Genomic DNA, 15,633 nt, shown 5'->3' with positions numbered 1-15,633 from the left:
TTCCGCCAATTCGATTCGACTATTCTAGAATCATGGAACATAAGACCGCAACCCACGCCTTGGCCGCCCTGGGGCACGCCACCCGGCTTTCCATCTTCCGCCTGCTGGTCCAGGCCGGAAATGGCGGCAAGCTGGCCGGCGACATCGCTCAGTCCCTCTCCCTGCCCGGTGCCACCCTCTCCTTCCATCTGAAGGAGTTGCTGGCCGCTGGCCTGATTACGGCCGAGCAGCGCGGCCGCTCCATCTGCTATCGGGCCGAGTTCGAGGCCATGAGTGCGCTGCTGGCATACCTGACTGAGAACTGCTGCGCCGACGATCAGGCGTGCGAACGTCCCGCCGGCTGCTGACCTCTGCGCAGATCGACTAACCGCTCTCCGAGACCTGTCATGACCACCGATTCCCCCCGCCTGTCCTTCCTGGACCGGTACCTCACGCTCTGGATTTTCTTGGCGATGGCCTTGGGCGTCGGCTTGGGCGCGATGTTCGAAGGCGTGCCCAACGCGCTCCACAGCCTGTCGATTGGTTCGACCAACATCCCGATCGCCATTGGCCTGATCCTGATGATGTATCCGCCACTGGCGAAGGTGAAGTACGAAGATCTGCCCAAGGTATTCGCCGACAAGCGTGTCCTGATGCTCTCTCTGCTGCAGAACTGGATCATCGGCCCGTTCCTGATGTTCGGTCTGGCGGTGCTGTTCCTGCGCGATTACCCCGAGTACATGACCGGCCTGATCCTGATCGGCCTGGCACGCTGCATCGCCATGGTGCTGGTCTGGAACCAGCTCGCCCGTGGCGATGGGCAGTATGTGGCGGGCTTGGTGGCCTTCAACTCGATCTTCCAGATCGCGCTGTTCAGTGTGTATGCTTGGTTCTTCCTGTCGTGGCTGCCGCCGATGTTTGGCTTGCAGGGCAGCGTGATCGACGTCAGCTTCTGGACCATTGCTGAGGCCGTACTGATCTATCTGGGCATCCCCTTCCTCGCCGGGTTCCTCACCAGTCGCTGGCTCAAGGCGCGCAAGGGCGTGCGTTGGTATGAGGAGAGGTTCCTGCCGGCGATCAGTCCGATCACCCTTGGGGCGCTGCTGTTTACGATCGTGGCGATGTTCAGCCTGAAGGGAGGTGATGTACTGCGCATCCCGATGGATGCAGTGCGCATCGCAATCCCGCTGACGCTCTACTTCATCATTCAGTTCGTGCTGAGCTTCTTCATGGGCAGGTTCATTGCCAAGGACTATCCGCGCACGACCGCGATCGCCTTCACTGCGGCAGGCAACAACTTCGAGTTGGCTATTGCCGTGGCCATCGCCGCTTTTGGTCTGGCCTCGCCGGTCGCCTTTGCTGCGGTCATCGGTCCGCTGGTGGAGGTGCCGGTACTGATTTTGTTGGTCCATGTCGCGCTGCGGCTGGGCAAGCGCTACTTTTCCGCCGACGCACGGAGTCATTGAGTCATGACCACGACCCGTTGCTGGCGGCCGACAACGGTAGTGTGTCGTATTTGGCGCACTCAGCGAGACGGTTCGCAAGTGAATGTGGCAGCTGAGGCGTTGCGGGCTGGTGGCCGCCATCCTTTGTGCGGCCTGCGTCTTGCCGCTCTCCACTCCTATGCGACAATGCCAAAAGCGTCAGGGTAATTGGCGGATCTGACCCCTACCCCTTGGCATGTCGCGTAACCGGGCGTAATCCTAGCCGGGCCACCGAAAAAGGGTGGCCGGGGCCTCGAAATCCCCGGTTGTGCAATTGTGAAAAGCGCTTGCCAGCCGGCATCACTCTGCGTGATGTCGGCTGGCAATCCGTCGGCCGGCTATGGCGGGCGGTGCGTGGAGGCCTTGTGCCTGCCGGGATGATTGCACACCGGATTTCGAGCCACGCATCGTCCGCCACCTTTATCGGTGGCGGCTTCTGTCTGCACGCAAGGAGCTATGCCATGACCAAGTCCTACTCCCCTGCCCCCAAGCCCACTCCGGAAGCTCCCGCTTCAGAGCCGGCGCAAGATCCCAACAACCTTGTCGCCCTCCTCCACAGCATCGGCGCCGGTGGTGCGTCCGATGGCCAGCCCTGGCCTGAGCGCCATCCCCTGCCCTGGCGCAGGATCGCTCTTGCCGATGCGGATTGCGCGTTGGCGGGCCAGCGCGTCATCCAGGAAATCCTGCTGGCGGCTGAGCGCGCTCGCCAGAACGGCGATCCGGACCAGTACGTGGGCGACCGCGTGATGGAAGGCCTCGCGATGGCCTGCCTCGCCCTGACGGTATTCATCCAGGAACGGGTGCGGCCCGCGACCTGACCGGGGCATCCGATCTGGCTGGGCCTACGCTCGCGTAGGTCCGGCTGGCGGAGCAGTCGAGCGAGCTCGACTCTACTTGGTCGGCTCCTGCAGCGAGGCTTCAAGAAGCGAGACGTAGGTGTCCAGGCGGGTTCGCTGGGCGATCAGGATCCACCCGACCAGGTACAGCATCACCATGGCGAAGATCAGGATGACGCCTGCCCAGCCGATGTCGAAGACTCCTGTCCAGTCGCCCCAATGCCAGTTTCGGAACTGCAGGTATAGCGCGACCAGCAGCGGGAACGGGCCAAGGCGCTGCAGCCCCCCGTACATGAGGCCCATACGGTCGACCATGCGGGCTTGTCGGATGCTGACGTACCGGAGGCGCTGCTCGCGATCGGCGCGCGGATACGCTCGGAGATCGGCAATGACGTCCTGCCACTGCAGAAACTCGCTGTCCATTTCCAATGCGTGGGAGAGCCTGGGCTGGAAGTACTGGCGGTACTCCCGGCGCAGCGTCAGGAAGCCGCCGAGCAGGAAGCCGCCAATCTCGACAACGAGACAGGCAAGCGCCACGAGCAGCAACACACGCTCAGGTATCCAGCGGTCAAGAAAAAGGCCGCAGATGAGCCCCACCGCCGCCGCGGCAAAGCCGACGAGAAATGACCATTTCTCAGCCTGGCCCGCCTTGGCGTAGATCGATTGGCCCGACAGTTCCTGTATCCGGGTATGGAGCCCGTGGAACGTCAGGGCATCATCGCGTGCCTGCTCTGGCTGCGGTCTGCCGCTGCTCATCTGCATTTCCATTGCGTTTCTCGTCCCGAGAGGCGTCTATTATTTCCACGGCATCTTAGCCGTTGCAGGAGCTGCCGAACGACAGTCGAGCAAGCTCGACTCTACTCAGTCGGAATCCCAGTAGCGATTGAAGCGCCCTGTCTTCTGGTCGTAGAGGAAGAACGAAGTGCTGCTGCCCTCGCGGAAGTAGTTGAGTGCCTGTGTGCGGCTGCAGATCTTTCCGCTGGCATCTACAAGGTCGTTCACGGTGTTGTAGTCGTGACAGCCGGGCGCGCGCACCACCAGCCCCATGTCGTCATAGGAGTCTTCCAGATCGTCATCGACAAGAATGTGGCAGTTGGACGGCGCGCTTGGATCCTTTCTGCCAAAGCAGACTTTCAGCCCTGAGTGGTGCCTGGCGCGATCGATGACCAGTGTTGCTTCGTCCTTCAAGCCATCGCCGTTCATGTCGAGGCTTACTTTGGCAAATGCGGTAGGCGACGCTCGCCGCCATTCGTCCTGCTTTTTGAGGCCCTCAATACTGACTGTCTCCCAATTGCCCGGCTGTTCGCCGGATTTTGCTGCCAGCGGAGCAGTGAGCGCGACTACAAGGACGACGGCCGCGGTTGAAAGAGCATGTCTGCTGATCATATGAAGCATCCGTCCAGGTAGCGGCATGGTGAAGGTTGAGGGGTAAGCAGGGCCATTACGAAGTGCACTGCAGATGCATCAGGGGACATGCCCGCCGGGTACAATGCGCGTTCCCGTGCTCGGGACTCTCTCGGAGTCCTGCGGCTGCTGTGAGCAAGGCCGCCCCATGTTCCAGGCATATGCCCAAGCCGCGAAGCGCAGATGGTCGGCGTGGCTCTCCGCGCCATATGAGTACTGCAGGTGCAATCCATCCATCTGCATTTCTGCACGGTAGATACCCCTGCTCGGTGAGTCGTTCGACCATGCGGTGGCAAGCACCTCGTGTCCGCAGGGACCCATGAAGCGAAGCATGCTGAGCACCTGGGACCCGCTGGCGCGTTCCAGTCGCTCGAACCCATCGCCTTCATCAGTGACGCGCTCATCGCCTCGAAGTGACAATGAAGAAGGCAGCGTGGCGCCGACGCCCACAAGCACGCGGAGGGTTGTCCATGGCGTCCCTGCCGCTCTGCCCGGTCCTTCCCTTACGCGGCCGTCGTCGCGGTTCAGGTAGACCACCACGGCGTTGCCGCCAGCCGGGTCAACGCCGGGCCGCAGCAGGTAAGGGCTGAGCATCACATGCACCGGGCGCTGGGGTGGCGGGTTCTGGCATGCGGCCAGGACCGCCAGAAGCGGAAGCAGCAGGAAACGCAGCATTTGCACGAATGGCCTCATTGATTGAGTGGTGTGAGCAGGCGCCGCAGTTGCCAGCGAGGTCAGCGCTCGCGCATCGCCTCGCCTGCATGCTGGCGCAATGGACTCAGCAGGTAGTCGATAACTCAGCGTTTCCCGGTTTTGATCTCGGCGCTGAGGCTGATGCCGATGGTGGCTTCGACCTCAATCCGAATCCCAGTAGCGATTGAAGCGCTCTGTCTTCTGATCGTAGAGATAGAACGAGGAAGCGCTGCCGACACGGAAATACTCAAGTGCCTGTGCGCGGCTGCAGATCCTTCCGCTGGCGTCAACAAGGTCATTCACGGTGTTATAGATGTGGCAGCCTGGAGCGCGCACGTCCAGCCCCATGATGTCGTAGCCGTCTTCCAGATTGTCATCGACAAGAATGTGGCACTGGGACGGCGAGTTCGGATCCTTCCTGCCAAAGCAGACCCTCAGCCCTGAGTGGTGCCTGGCGCGGTCAACGACCAGCGCCGCCTCGTCCTTCAAGCCGTCGCCATTCATGTCGAGGCTTACTTTGGCGAATGCGGTGGGCGACGTTCGTCGCCATTCGTCCTGCTTCTTGAGGTCTACAATACTGACCGCTTTCCAGCCCGCCGAAGGTTCGCCTGACCGGGCTGCCAGCGGTGCAGCGAGCGCCACTGCCAAGGCGGCTGCTGCGCTCAGAGGAGTAAATCGACTCATGGCTATCCGTGGCCTTTTTGAGGGATTCTGGTCCTGCCAGCGTATACATCATGGGGCAGGCCAATACCAGCGCCAGGAAGCGCAGGCCGGTTGCCACTGCTGCTTCTGAACCAAGCCCCTCGCCGTCACGGGCGGTAAGTCGCGTGTAAGTCGGCACCAACAAGACTTGCCGGGCCCTCCCCAGACCAGATCGCCCAATGTTCAGGACTACGCTTTTCGCAACACTGCTTCTGCCCGCCGTCGCGCAGGCCCAGAGTGCTTCGCCGACCAGCGATCTGCTGACCCGGCTTGATGATGACCGCTGGTCGATCGGCGTTGCCGTTGCGGCACGGCAGAGCCCGTATGCCGGCGAAGGGACGCGGGTGCGTCCCCTGCCACTGGTCACCTACGAGGGGGATCGCATCTTCTGGCGTGGGGTCTCCGGCGGGGTCCATCTGTTCCGTGGTGACAGCGTGACCGTGGATGCCGTGGCCGCGGGGCGCTTCGATGGTTTCAAGATCAAGGACCTGGGCCGTCGGGAGCTGCTTGCCAATGGCATCGACGCGGCACGACTTGAGGATCGCGACGACGGTCTGGATGTCGGGCTGGCAGCCAGCGTGAGAGGTCGCGCAGGCGAGTTCAAGCTCAGTGCCCTGGCGGATGTGACCGATGCCAGTGGTGGCTATGAGATTGCGGCCGAGTATGCCCGCGCGTTCAAGTGGGGGCGCACCACCCTCATTCCTGGCGCTGGCGTCCGCTGGATGTCCGCAGATCTGGTGCGGTACTACTACGGCACGCTCGATGAGGAAGTGGCGCGCGGGGTTGCCCGCTACGCGCCGGGCTCGGCCGTCGTGCCGCAGGTCAGCATCGCCTTCTCGCGCCCGCTGGGTGAAAAGTGGAAGCTGCTGGGCGGGCTGGATTACAGATTCCTGCCCAACAGGATTACCGAGAGCCCGCTCAGTGAGCCTGACAGCGACGGTTCTGCGGGCCTGAGAATCGGTATCACGCGCAGCTTCTGAACCCGCCCTCCGCTACAGTTGGCCACTATGCCTGCCCCCCACCCCACTGCCCTGCCCAACCGGATCGTGCTGGTTGAAGACCATGCCCGCCTGGCCGGGCTGGTGGAGCGTGGGCTGGCTGCGGCCGGCATCGCGGTCGATACCTTTCCCGGCGTCGAGGCGGCGTGGCACGGGATCACCCAGCAAGGGTATGCACTGGCGGTGATTGATCGCGGGCTGCCGGATGGCGATGGCCTGGCTCTGGTCCGCCGCATGCGGTCGGCCGGCAACCAGATGCCGTGCCTGATGCTGACCGCGCGGGACGCCTTGCACGACCGCGTGGATGGCCTGGACGCGGGGGCAGACGATTACCTGGTCAAGCCCTTCGCGATGGAAGAGTTGGCCGCGCGCGTGCGGGCGCTGATGCGTCGCCCGTTGGAGCTGCGCGAACCCGAGCTGGCGCTTCACGATCTTCAGGTGCTGGCCGCTGCGGGTGCCATGCGCTGTGGTGACAGCGAAGTCAGCCTGGCGCCCGCTGAGCTGCAGATCATCATCTCCCTGGTGCACGCCGCCGGGGCGGTAGTGCGGCGCAGTGCCCTTGAGGGCGCGGCCTGGGGCGTGGGATGTCCCGTGACGCCGAACGCCCTGGACGTCGCGCTTCATCGCCTGCGGCGAAAGCTGGCGGCGGTTGATTCGACCCTTGCCCTGGTCAATGTCCGCAACCTGGGCTTTGCCCTGCGCCCCGCCGATGCTGCCGGCTAGCCTGCGTGCCAGGCTGCTGCTGGCCAACCTGCTGGCGCTGCTGGTCGCTGCAGCGGTGGCCGCTGGGGTGATGCTGCTGGTGCGCCACGCCTCCACCGAAGACCTGGTGCGCCAGGATCTGGTTGAGGAACTGGACGAGCTGCAGGCCGGGATGCACGTTGATTCCAGCGGGCGGGTGCAGCTGCATCTGCGCCCGGAAGTGGGCAATGTATATGACGCCATGCCCCGTGATGCGGCGTTCGCGATCATGGACGCCGGCGGGCGCGTGGTGCTCAGCAGCCGCGCCGGCCCGGCATTTGATGCACTGATGATGCTGCCCTCGCAACCGGGATACGCAACCGTGGTGGTTCCCAATGCGGCAGGCCCCATCCAGTTGCAGACCACCGAAAGGCCTCTGCAACTCGGGCAGGCAGCCTATACCGCGCGGATCGCGCGCAGCGATCGGCTGGTGGTCACGCTGAAGAACCATGCAGAGAAGCTGTACCTGCGTGCGGGTTCGGCGATGGTGGCAGTGGCGCTGCTTACGTTCGCCGCAGTGATCTACCTGACGGTGACTCACATGTTGCGGCCCCTGAGCAGGGCCTCCCGCGTAGCGGCAGCGGTCGGGCCGCGCAATCTGGGGGCGCGCCTGCGGAGCGCGGGGCTGCCCTCCGAAGTGGTGCCGCTGATCGATGCCTTCAATGCCGCGCTGGAAAGGTTGCAGCACGGATACACGGTGCAGCAGCAGTTCCTGGCATCGGCCGCGCACGAGTTGAAGACGCCGTTGGCGCTGCTGCAGGCTGAGATCGAACTCAGCAACGCGCCCAACAAGGCGATGTTGCTGAGGGACACCGCGCAGATGGCGCGCCAGGTTCACCAGCTGCTGCATCTGGCCGAGGTCAGCGAGGGGCACAACTATACGTTTGCCCCCGTGCAGGTGAGCGCAGTCGTGCAGGACGCAGTGGACTACATGGCCCGCCTCTCTGCCCAGCATGGCGTTGTCATCGTGGTTGAAGTGCCCGATGACGAGATTCCGCCGGTGGAGGCAGACGCGTCAGCCGTATTCGTGTTGGCGAAGAACCTGCTGGAGAACGCGATCCACCACTCGCCTCGCGGCAGCACGGTGCGCGTCCACGTTCATTCAGGCGGATTCGATGTGCGCGATGAAGGCCCCGGCGTCACGGATGTGGACGCTCCTCTGCTGTTCGTGCGGTTCTGGCGCGGAGGGGGTGAGGATGGCGAAGGTGCGGGGCTGGGCCTGGCGATCTGCCAGGAGATCTGCCAGTCACATGGCTGGCGCATCGCGCTGGCGCCGCGCCCGCCTGGCACGGGCGCCTGTTTCACAGTTGACACACGCGTGGACGTGGATGGCGCGCGAGGTCAGAAGTAGAACCCGACATTCACGTTCAACCGGGAATGCCAACGCGCGGGTCCGCCATCATCGATACCGATGCCTTCGCCGCCGGCAAACCACATGTCACGGCCTGCAATCCAGTCGACGTACGTGGTCATGATGCCCTTTTGCAGGCTGCAGCCGGTGACGTTCTGCCATGAGTTGCGGGTGCCGGCGCCATGCCCCACCGGGCGCGTCATGCTGAGGTTGTTGTAGCAGGTCAGGTCATCCAGCCTGCCCTTCCGCGCAAACGAATAGGCGATGTTGGCACTCGGCACATCGGCCTGCGCCGCAATTTCGAACGGCGCCTGGAAAGCGGACATGGCGATGCGCCCGCCAGGGATGTCATAGCGATAGCGCGCCCACTGCAGCTGCGTCGTCCAGCCATCGCGCTTCCACTGTGCATGCACGGCGGCGCCCTGATGGCCATGATGGCGGCGGGTCTGCGTGTTCTGCACCTTGCCCGCGAAGGCCGATGCGCCCAGCAGCAGCTCGCCGCCCGCCCAGGCATGGGCCTGCTCTACCCGTGCATGCAGCCGCTGCCGCTCTCGGTATGGCAGCGCGTCGGTCTGCGCCACGTCGAACGAGTAGCGGTCGTAGCGCGCCCCGGAGCCGTACTCGTCGCCGGAGAACCCGCCGACATGCCAGGTGGTACCACCGCTGTTATGTACCAGCACCAGGCCAGGATCGTAGTCATCCTCGATGCCCAGGTAATAGCCGGACCCGAACCAGAAGCTCTGCGAGACCGTAGGCAGCAGCCCGAACGGCACCTGCTGGATGCCGGCCTTCAGCTGGGTCTGGTCAGTAAACTGCCAGCCTGCATAGGCGTGATGCACGGCGTGGAAGCCGTCGTACCAGCGGTACTGCGCAGAGAATGAAAAGGGCCCTGCCCCGGCATCCAGGTCTGCACGCAGCAGTTCCAGCTGCAGGCGGCTGGTGGGCGCGTAGTCCAGCCAGCCGTAGTTGAAGCGCACGGCGCCGCCGGGCTCGAAGTACGGCGCGGCATCCCGGCCGCGCTCTGCTGCGCTGGCATGCAGCGTCACGCCTGCCAACACCGTGGCAACAACAAAGGAAATGGGTCTCACGAGGGCGTCGCACGCCTCCCTGTTCTGCGGGGAAAGCGCGACATTGTGGCATTGCTGCGATGAAGAGGGCGTTTTGGCAAGGCACAACGCGACGGCGCTGCGGCACTCATTCAAGCGCGTTTGATGCCAGCGCCGGGCGTGGGGCGCTCAGAAGCGCGGCGGCGGCCATCGCGATGGCGATCATCACGCACGCCACCACGAAGGCCGTGCTGACCTGCTTGGCCCCTGCCCCATCCGGCGCAAGCGCAAAGAACACCCCGCCCACCAGTGCGACCGAAAGCGCAGCACCCATCTGCATGGCTGCGGTGACCATGCCGGCGGCGAGCCCTGCCCAGTGCGGCGCCACCCGGTCGACGTTGAGCCGTACCAGCGCGGGCAAGGCAATGCCCTGCCCGATACCGAGCAACAGCAACGGCGCAGCCAGTCCGCCGGGTTTGCCGGCCGCAGCGAGGCCAGCAGCGGAAAGGAGTGCAAGTGCTTCCAGGCCCATGCCTAGCGCTGCAACGCGTGCGCCCAGCCAACGCGACAGGTACAGCCCGCAGCTTGGACCAAGCAGTTGGCCAACGCCCAGCGGCAGGATGGCCAGCCCTGCGGCAAGTGCATCGTGCTGCAGGCCTGCCTGCTGATACACGGCAAAGACCAGGAAGAAGGCGGCCAGGGCGTAGAAGCACACGGCGGCCAGAAGGCCGCGGGGCAGGCCCGAGGAAAGCGTGAGCGCCGAGGGCGGCACCAGGGGTGACCGGCCCGAGTCCTCCAGATACCTCTGATAGCGCCAGAAGGCGGTGAGCAGCGCGGGGCTCGCCACCATCAGTGCCAGGCTCCACCAGGGCCAGCCACGCTCGCGACCTTCAATGAGCGGCACCACCAGCGCAAGCACACCCGCTGCCAGCAGTGCGGCACCCCGGTAGTCCATCGCCCTCGCGTGCGCTGCCCGTGTCTCACGAACCAGCAGCAAGGCAGCGGGAAGCGCAAGCGCAATGACGGGCAGGTTGATGAGGAAGACGCTGCGCCAACCCAGGTCCAGCACGTTCACCGAGACCAGCCACCCGCCCAGCAACTGCCCGCCCACCGCGGCGATGCCGAAGGTGGCGCCATACAGGCCCAATGCGCGCCCCTTCTCGGCCGGCGGAAACAGCGCATGGATGGACGCCAGGGACTGCGGTGCCATGACGGCGGCGGAAATGCCCTGCAGCAGCCTGCCGGCCACCAGCGTGCCGGCAGAACCCGCCAGGCCGCAGATGGCCGATGCCAGGCCAAACCCCAGCATGCCGCCGACAAAGGCGCGCCGCCGCCCATGGATGTCGCCCAGGCGCCCGCCGAGGATGAGCGTTACCGCGTAGGCCATGGCATAGACCGACACGACCAGCTGGGTGACGTCTGCGGATGCCTGCAGATCGCTGCGGATGGCGGGCAGCGCGACGTTCACGATGAAGAAGTCCAGGGGTGGCAACAGCGTGCCGGTCAGCAGCACCGCCAGTGCCGGCCAGCGGCGCGCATCATGCCCGCCTGGGTTCTGATCGGGTTTCATCGTCCTCTCCTGGAGCATTCATTGGGGTGCAAGCGCGTCTCAGCGCATGCCGCCCGAGCCGAGCATGTTCTCGCCGGTCACCCAGCCCGCATCCGCAGAGACGAGGAAAGCCACGATCGAGGCGATGTCGGCCGCTTGGCCGATGCGGCCCAGCGGTGTCTGCTGCTCATTCCAGGCCTGGAAGTCCGAGCCCATGACGCCATTGGCGTGTGTGCCTTCGGTCTCGATCAGGCCGGGGTTGACCGAATTGACGCGGATGCCGCGTGGGCCCAGTTCACGGGACAGCACGCCGGTGATCGCGTCGATGGCACCCTTGGTACCGGTGTAGATGGCGCTCTCGGCAGGCAGTACGCGGGTGACGAAGGAGCTGACATTGACGATGCTGCTGCCTTCGCCAAGCAGCGGCGCGGCGGCGCCGGTGACCAGCAGGGTGCCCAGGACGTTGAGGTCGAACTGTTGGCGATACCGTTCCTCGGTGGTGTCCTCGATTTTCGCAAACTGGTACATGCCGGCGTTGTTGACCACGATGTCCAGCCTGCCGAAGTGGTCCAGGGCCGCCGCGACCAGCGCGTCCACGTCGGTCTTGCTGCGGACGTCGGCGCGTACCGCCACTGCCGTTCCGCCGTTGGCCTCGATCTCCGCGACAAGGGCCGTGGCCGCATCTTCAGCGGAGGCGTAGTTGACCACGACGCGTGCGCCATCGCTGGCGAGGCGGCGGGCAATGCCTGCGCCGATGCCCTTTGAAGCGCCGGTGACCAGCGCGACTTTCCCGTTCAGTGTGCCCATTGCGTGCAATTCCGGATCTGGCTGCCCCGGTGTGGGGCGGGGAGTGCATGGTGGGCCTTGCATGATTGTTTGGGCACTGACACTGCTGCATAGTTCACGTTCAATTTTGAACGGGTGGGCCTGGCCGTGGAATGGAGTGACATCCGCGTTTTTCTGGCGGTGGTCCGCGGCCGCTCCCTCGGGGAAGCCGCCCGCAGCCTTGGCCTGAGCCATCCCACGGTGGGGCGACGGGTGAAGGCCTTGGAGGACGAGGCCGAGCAGCCGCTGTTCCGCAGAACGAAGGACGGCCTGGTACTGACCGATGCCGGCGATGCAGTGTTGTCGCTGGCAGAATCGATGGAGGCATCCGCACTCGCCATGGAACGACGGCTGGCGGGCAGCCAGGATCGATTGGAAGGCATCCTGCGGATTTCCTCGGCGGACTGGTTTGCCGCCCACGTGCTGGCACCCAGTCTGGCCGAGCTCGGGCGGCAGCACCCAGGGGTGGTACCGGAAATCATTGCCAGCTACCGCCTGCTCGATCTGTCCCGGCGCGAGGCGGATGTAGCGTTCCGCATCGTTCCCTTCAGCGAGCCGGATATCGTGCAGCGCCGCCTGATGGCCATGCCTTACGGTCTGTATGGATCGGAGGCGACGGTACGCGCTGTAACGGATGATCCGCGCTCGGCCAAGCTCATCCTGATGAACGCGGCGCAGGCCCACTTTCCCGACGTGACCTGGCTGATCGAGACCTTCCCGGAGTCGAAGCCGGCCTTCAGCAGCACCAGTCGCAGCGTCCAGGCGCAGATGTGCGCGCGTGGCGGGGGCGTTGCCGTCCTGCCGCGTCCGTTGGGTGAGCAGGTGGACGGGCTGCATCGCATCGACGCATTCGGGCAACCGCCCGGGCGTGATGTCTGGGTGGGCTACCACCAGGATCTGCGCCATATGGATCGGCTGCGGGCATTGTTGGAGATCGCGGAACGGATGCTGCCGCAGAGTTCGGGGATGACAGAGCGGTCTTCCCTGCCCGACTGATGCGTGGCGGCGCTACGTCATTGCGATTCGGTTGCTGTGTTCATTGCGGCTGGCTCGGCCTGCTGAGCCATGCCTGCCGCTCCGCCAGGTACCGCTGTGAGGCCTGCAGTCCACGCACCATGCGCTCGATGAGCGCGATATCCGCGGCGTCATCGCTGGCCGTGTACTGCGCGGGGTCTCGATTGACCTCGGCGCTGATGGCGCGCAGCCCTTCCCCATCGGCGATGAAGTGCACCTCTGCAATGCAGAAGCCGGTCCAGCTGCGGTGCAGATGCAGTGTCCCGCCTGCGTAGTAGAGGAACCACTTGTCTTCCATTTCCAGGGGGATGAGCCCGTGCCGCACGCATGCGGCTTCAGCGGCATCGAGGCTGAAGTCCAGCGCCAGGGTTATGTGACGGGCCGGCAGCGGCTCGGTCTTCCAGTCAGCGGCGGTCGCGATGTGGGGCGTCATGGGTTCGGTACCGTGGGAAACGTGACGTTCTCGCCGTACACGATGCCCACCAGCGTTGCCAGAACGTCGTTGGTCGGGATGCGCTCGCCATTGGTGGAATAGGCAATGGCCGTTCCATCCTGCGGATTGTAGATGACCCGCGAGTGCGAGCCCAGCACATCCCCGCCATGACCAAGGAAGCGGCGTTGGCCATAGGGAAACGCTGCCAGTCCCCTGCCCCAGCCTTCGCCCGTCGCTGGGATCATCTGCTGCAGGGACATGCTGCGCAGGAGCCGCTGCTGGAACAGGCCGGTGATGAGCAGGTTCAGGTCGTGCGGCGTGCCGGCGATGTCGCCGACCCCGACGACATTGGCGTAGTCGATGTCCTTGATCGGGGTCCATTTCCCCGCATACGTGTAGGAGAGGAACGTGTCGGGCTGCGGAACGCCGGCTGAAACGAAGTTCCTGAGGCCCAACGGCGCCGCAATGTCCTGGGCCACCATTTCGGCATAGCTGCGGCCGGATACCTTCTCCAGGATCATCCTCAACAGCAGGTAGGCCGAGTTGGAGTAAGCGGTGCCCTGCCCCGGCGCGAACGAGATGCCCTGCGTCCTGATTTCATCCAGGATCGCCGGTTCGCTGACCTTGTCCACCACCCACACAGTGCCATCCTTGATGGCGAAGTTGCCCAGGCCGCTGGTGTGGCCGAGCAGATTGCCGACCGTGATCGCCTGGGCGGACGGCAGGTCCGGGAACCACTGGGACAGCGTGTCGTCCAGGCTGAGGCGCCCTTCCTCGATGAGTTTGAAGGCAAGGATGGCGGTGACCATCTTGGTGACGGAGGCGATCTGGTACTTCGTATCCGCGTTGTAGCTGACGCCGGCCAGCTGTTTCTGGCCGAAGCGGCGAGCGTAGACCTCCTCGCCATTCCTGAAGATGGACACGCTGCCGATGCCCGCGTTGCTGTCTTCCATCTGGCTGAGAAACGCGTCGAGCCGCTCTGCACGCATGCCCTGCGGTGCGGCGGGGGCGGCGTTGATCGCGCTGGAAAGCAGAAGCGTTGGAAGAAGCAGCAGGGCGGCCAGTCGGCTCATGGTGTGACGGAATCTGAATGCGCAGAACGCCGACTGTACCGGTAAAAGGCACACAGGGCGCCCGTTGCATCGAGCCGATGAGCCGAATAGCTGGTACTATTCGGCTCATTCAATGAGCCGAATAGCCGCCTTTTGCGGCTCGGTGGAGAAATGGCACATGTCTGCACCTCGTTGGATCTGGCAACACCCCGGCTGGCCTGCTTTCACATGGGAGACAACGGCAGTTGCGGAACTGCTGCGCGAATGCCAGCAGGTCCAGGGCCAGCTGCTCGGCATGGCTGGGGCTGCTACGGGCGAGCTTCAAGCCGAGGATGCTCTGGACACGTTGTTGTCCAATATCGTCACGTCATCGGCCATCGAGGGCGAACGCCTTGACGTCGGCTCTGTCCGCTCATCCCTGGCTCGCAGGCTGGGCGTTGCCGATGGCGGTGAGCGGCGGATCAGTGCCCGCGCCGAAGGCCTGGCCGACCTGATGCTGGATGCAACGCGTCACGCAGAGGCGCCTCTGGACACGCCGCGGCTGCTGCAATGGCATCGATGGTTGTTCGCGGCCAACGATGATCTCCTGCCCCACCGTATCAGGGTGGGCGGGCTTCGCGGCCCTGAGCCGATGCAGGTGGTATCCGGCCGGATAGACCGCCCGACCGTGCATTTCGAGGCGCCGCCACGTGATGGACTGGAGGTCCAGCTCGATGCGTTTCTTGACTGGTTCCAGGCCAGCCGCAGTGATGCTGGCCTCGACCCCGTTCTCCGCGCTGGCGTCGCCCACTTCTGGTTCATCACGCTGCACCCGTTTGACGATGGCAACGGCCGCCTGACGCGTGCCTTGACCGATCTGGCTCTGGCACAGGCACAGCCGCAGGCAATCCGCTTTCACGCCATGTCGGCGAGCATCCTCGCTGATCGTGCAGGTTATTACCGGGTCCTCGAGCGCAGCCAGAAGGACGGCCTCGACATTACTGCCTGGTTGCAGTGGTTCCTGTTTACGCTGCACGACAGTCTGGTGCAGGCCCTTCATCGGATCGATCGTGTACTGGGCAAGGCGCGGTTCTGGCAGCGCCATCGGCATCAGCCGCTGTCCAGCGAGCAGGTCAAGGTGCTCAACCGCATGCTCGACGGCGGCGAGCGAGGCTTCGAGCACGGCATCAGTGCGGCTCAATACCAATCAGCTGCCAAAGTTTCCAAGGCCACAGCTACCCGCCACTTGGCGGACCTGCTGGAAAAGGGCTGCATGCATCGTCTGCCAGGTGGCGGCCGTAGCACCCGGTATGTGGTTGACATACCAGCGTCGGACATCGCGTTGCCCGAGCGCTTGGCCCGAGGCAGCGCCACCTGAGAAGCGGGGCCAAGGCCTCAGTCCAGGACCACGGTGAACCGAAACGAAGACAACGATGCGAAGGTGATCGTATCTGGCTGCTGCTGCGGCGCGGAGCGCCCTTCCCGCCGCCCCGGGGTGGGATTGAACAAACCGCGCAATCGCGTGCTTCTGGCCGACGTGTGTTGAT

18 protein-coding genes are annotated in these 15,633 nt (G+C 64.5%); 9 read left to right on the top strand and 9 right to left on the bottom strand.

Annotated elements, in window-relative coordinates; genetic code table 11:
* Positions 1–32 precede the first annotated feature (32 nt).
* From C1926_RS16430 to C1926_RS16420, 3 genes are all read left to right on the top strand, one after another.
* Complete coding sequence (locus C1926_RS16430; protein ID WP_108759955.1) at positions 33–347, top strand: metalloregulator ArsR/SmtB family transcription factor; 315 nt, start codon at positions 33–35, stop codon at positions 345–347.
* A 39-nt stretch (positions 348–386) separates the two neighbouring features.
* The gene (arsB, locus tag C1926_RS16425) at positions 387–1,445 is read left to right on the top strand and encodes an ACR3 family arsenite efflux transporter (RefSeq protein ID WP_108759954.1); all 1,059 of its coding nucleotides are present in this window, start codon (positions 387–389) and stop codon (positions 1,443–1,445) included.
* 479 nt (positions 1,446–1,924) lie between these two features.
* Entirely contained in the window at positions 1,925–2,281 is a 357-nt protein-coding gene (locus tag C1926_RS16420; protein ID WP_108759953.1) for a hypothetical protein, read from the top strand.
* A 72-nt stretch (positions 2,282–2,353) separates the two neighbouring features.
* Here the strand turns inward: C1926_RS16420 and C1926_RS21685 are convergent, their stop codons facing one another.
* The 3 genes from C1926_RS21685 to C1926_RS16405 all read right to left on the bottom strand — a co-directional run bounded on the left by C1926_RS21685 (position 2,354) and on the right by C1926_RS16405 (position 4,384).
* Entirely contained in the window at positions 2,354–3,067 is a 714-nt protein-coding gene (locus C1926_RS21685) for a hypothetical protein (protein WP_254057299.1), read from the bottom strand.
* Positions 3,068–3,160: 93 nt separating this feature from the next.
* Positions 3,161–3,685 carry a hypothetical protein gene (locus tag C1926_RS16410; RefSeq protein WP_108759952.1) on the bottom strand — a complete coding sequence of 175 codons (525 nt, stop codon included), beginning with the start codon at positions 3,683–3,685 and terminating at the stop codon, positions 3,161–3,163.
* A gap of 78 nt (positions 3,686–3,763) precedes the next feature.
* Positions 3,764–4,384 carry a hypothetical protein gene (locus tag C1926_RS16405; RefSeq protein ID WP_159095132.1) on the bottom strand — a complete coding sequence of 207 codons (621 nt, stop codon included), beginning with the start codon at positions 4,382–4,384 and terminating at the stop codon, positions 3,764–3,766.
* 2 nt (positions 4,385–4,386) lie between these two features.
* Here C1926_RS16405 and C1926_RS21575 point away from each other — a divergent pair, with 2 nt between their 5' ends.
* Positions 4,387–4,584, top strand: coding sequence for a hypothetical protein (locus C1926_RS21575; protein ID WP_159095131.1), 198 nt, complete (start codon positions 4,387–4,389; stop codon positions 4,582–4,584).
* Here the strand turns inward: C1926_RS21575 and C1926_RS21570 are convergent.
* Positions 4,559–5,080 carry a hypothetical protein gene (locus C1926_RS21570; protein ID WP_159095130.1) on the bottom strand — a complete coding sequence of 174 codons (522 nt, stop codon included), beginning with the start codon at positions 5,078–5,080 and terminating at the stop codon, positions 4,559–4,561. The genes C1926_RS21575 and C1926_RS21570 overlap by 26 nt on opposite strands.
* A 197-nt stretch (positions 5,081–5,277) precedes the next feature.
* Between C1926_RS21570 and C1926_RS16395 the strand changes: the two genes are divergently transcribed.
* The 3 genes from C1926_RS16395 (at position 5,278) to C1926_RS16385 (ending at position 8,188) form a co-directional block, all read left to right on the top strand.
* Complete coding sequence (locus C1926_RS16395; protein ID WP_108759949.1) at positions 5,278–6,078, top strand: MipA/OmpV family protein; 801 nt, start codon at positions 5,278–5,280, stop codon at positions 6,076–6,078.
* Between the two features lie 66 nt (positions 6,079–6,144).
* The gene (locus C1926_RS16390) at positions 6,145–6,819 is read left to right on the top strand and encodes a response regulator transcription factor (protein ID WP_216822019.1); all 675 of its coding nucleotides are present in this window, start codon (positions 6,145–6,147) and stop codon (positions 6,817–6,819) included.
* Positions 6,770–8,188 carry a HAMP domain-containing sensor histidine kinase gene (locus C1926_RS16385; RefSeq protein WP_108759947.1) on the top strand — a complete coding sequence of 473 codons (1,419 nt, stop codon included), beginning with the start codon at positions 6,770–6,772 and terminating at the stop codon, positions 8,186–8,188. The genes C1926_RS16390 and C1926_RS16385 overlap by 50 nt, the downstream gene beginning before the upstream one ends.
* Here the strand turns inward: C1926_RS16385 and C1926_RS16380 are convergent.
* The 3 genes from C1926_RS16380 to C1926_RS16370 are packed head-to-tail and all read right to left on the bottom strand — an operon-like array spanning position 8,179 to position 11,590.
* The gene (locus C1926_RS16380) at positions 8,179–9,390 is read right to left on the bottom strand and encodes a hypothetical protein (protein WP_254057298.1); all 1,212 of its coding nucleotides are present in this window, start codon (positions 9,388–9,390) and stop codon (positions 8,179–8,181) included. The genes C1926_RS16385 and C1926_RS16380 overlap by 10 nt on opposite strands.
* Positions 9,383–10,804, bottom strand: coding sequence for an MFS transporter (locus C1926_RS16375; protein WP_108759945.1), 1,422 nt, complete (start codon positions 10,802–10,804; stop codon positions 9,383–9,385). The genes C1926_RS16380 and C1926_RS16375 overlap by 8 nt, the downstream gene beginning before the upstream one ends.
* Positions 10,805–10,843: 39 nt before the next feature.
* A complete protein-coding gene (locus C1926_RS16370; protein WP_108759944.1) occupies positions 10,844–11,590 on the bottom strand; it encodes a glucose 1-dehydrogenase in 747 nt (248 codons plus the stop codon).
* A gap of 126 nt (positions 11,591–11,716) precedes the next feature.
* On the opposite strand from C1926_RS16370, the gene C1926_RS16365 reads away from it, so the two are divergent.
* Complete coding sequence (locus C1926_RS16365) at positions 11,717–12,604, top strand: LysR family transcriptional regulator (RefSeq protein ID WP_108760743.1); 888 nt, start codon at positions 11,717–11,719, stop codon at positions 12,602–12,604.
* 40 nt (positions 12,605–12,644) lie between these two features.
* Here the strand turns inward: C1926_RS16365 and C1926_RS16360 are convergent, their stop codons facing one another.
* Together C1926_RS16360 and C1926_RS16355 are read right to left on the bottom strand one after the other, a co-directional pair.
* A complete protein-coding gene (locus C1926_RS16360; RefSeq protein WP_108759943.1) occupies positions 12,645–13,055 on the bottom strand; it encodes a hypothetical protein in 411 nt (136 codons plus the stop codon).
* Positions 13,052–14,128, bottom strand: coding sequence for a serine hydrolase domain-containing protein (locus C1926_RS16355; protein ID WP_108759942.1), 1,077 nt, complete (start codon positions 14,126–14,128; stop codon positions 13,052–13,054). Before C1926_RS16355 ends, C1926_RS16360 begins: the two co-directional genes overlap by 4 nt.
* 157 nt (positions 14,129–14,285) lie before the next feature.
* Here C1926_RS16355 and C1926_RS16350 point away from each other — a divergent pair, with 157 nt between their 5' ends.
* On the top strand, positions 14,286–15,464 hold the full coding sequence (locus C1926_RS16350) for a Fic family protein (protein WP_108760742.1): 1,179 nt from the start codon (positions 14,286–14,288) through the stop codon (positions 15,462–15,464).
* Positions 15,465–15,633: the final 169 nt, after the last annotated feature.

It is taken from the genome of Stenotrophomonas sp. ZAC14A_NAIMI4_1 (assembly GCF_003086915.1).
Lineage (GTDB): Bacteria > Pseudomonadota > Gammaproteobacteria > Xanthomonadales > Xanthomonadaceae > Stenotrophomonas.
This window is presented reverse-complemented; position numbering and strand designations above follow the sequence as displayed.

Bases quoted from the DNA above. Each gene is read 5' to 3' on its own strand.
- C1926_RS16355 (WP_108759942.1), bottom strand. From the start codon at position 14,128: ATGAGCCGACTGGCCGCCCTGCTGCTTCTTCCAACGCTTCTGCTTTCC.
- C1926_RS16430 (WP_108759955.1), top strand. From the start codon at position 33: ATGGAACATAAGACCGCAACCCACGCCTTGGCCGCCCTGGGGCACGCC.
- C1926_RS16375 (WP_108759945.1), bottom strand. From the start codon at position 10,804: ATGAAACCCGATCAGAACCCAGGCGGGCATGATGCGCGCCGCTGGCCG.
- C1926_RS21685 (WP_254057299.1), bottom strand. From the start codon at position 3,067: ATGGAAATGCAGATGAGCAGCGGCAGACCGCAGCCAGAGCAGGCACGC.
- C1926_RS16385 (WP_108759947.1), top strand. From the start codon at position 6,770: ATGTCCGCAACCTGGGCTTTGCCCTGCGCCCCGCCGATGCTGCCGGCT.
- C1926_RS16420 (WP_108759953.1), top strand. From the start codon at position 1,925: ATGACCAAGTCCTACTCCCCTGCCCCCAAGCCCACTCCGGAAGCTCCC.
- C1926_RS16370 (WP_108759944.1), bottom strand. From the start codon at position 11,590: ATGGGCACACTGAACGGGAAAGTCGCGCTGGTCACCGGCGCTTCAAAG.
- C1926_RS16360 (WP_108759943.1), bottom strand. From the start codon at position 13,055: ATGACGCCCCACATCGCGACCGCCGCTGACTGGAAGACCGAGCCGCTG.
- C1926_RS16395 (WP_108759949.1), top strand. From the start codon at position 5,278: ATGTTCAGGACTACGCTTTTCGCAACACTGCTTCTGCCCGCCGTCGCG.
- C1926_RS16350 (WP_108760742.1), top strand. From the start codon at position 14,286: ATGTCTGCACCTCGTTGGATCTGGCAACACCCCGGCTGGCCTGCTTTC.
- C1926_RS21575 (WP_159095131.1), top strand. From the start codon at position 4,387: ATGGCCTCATTGATTGAGTGGTGTGAGCAGGCGCCGCAGTTGCCAGCG.
- C1926_RS16410 (WP_108759952.1), bottom strand. From the start codon at position 3,685: ATGATCAGCAGACATGCTCTTTCAACCGCGGCCGTCGTCCTTGTAGTC.
- C1926_RS21570 (WP_159095130.1), bottom strand. From the start codon at position 5,080: ATGAGTCGATTTACTCCTCTGAGCGCAGCAGCCGCCTTGGCAGTGGCG.
- arsB (WP_108759954.1), top strand. From the start codon at position 387: ATGACCACCGATTCCCCCCGCCTGTCCTTCCTGGACCGGTACCTCACG.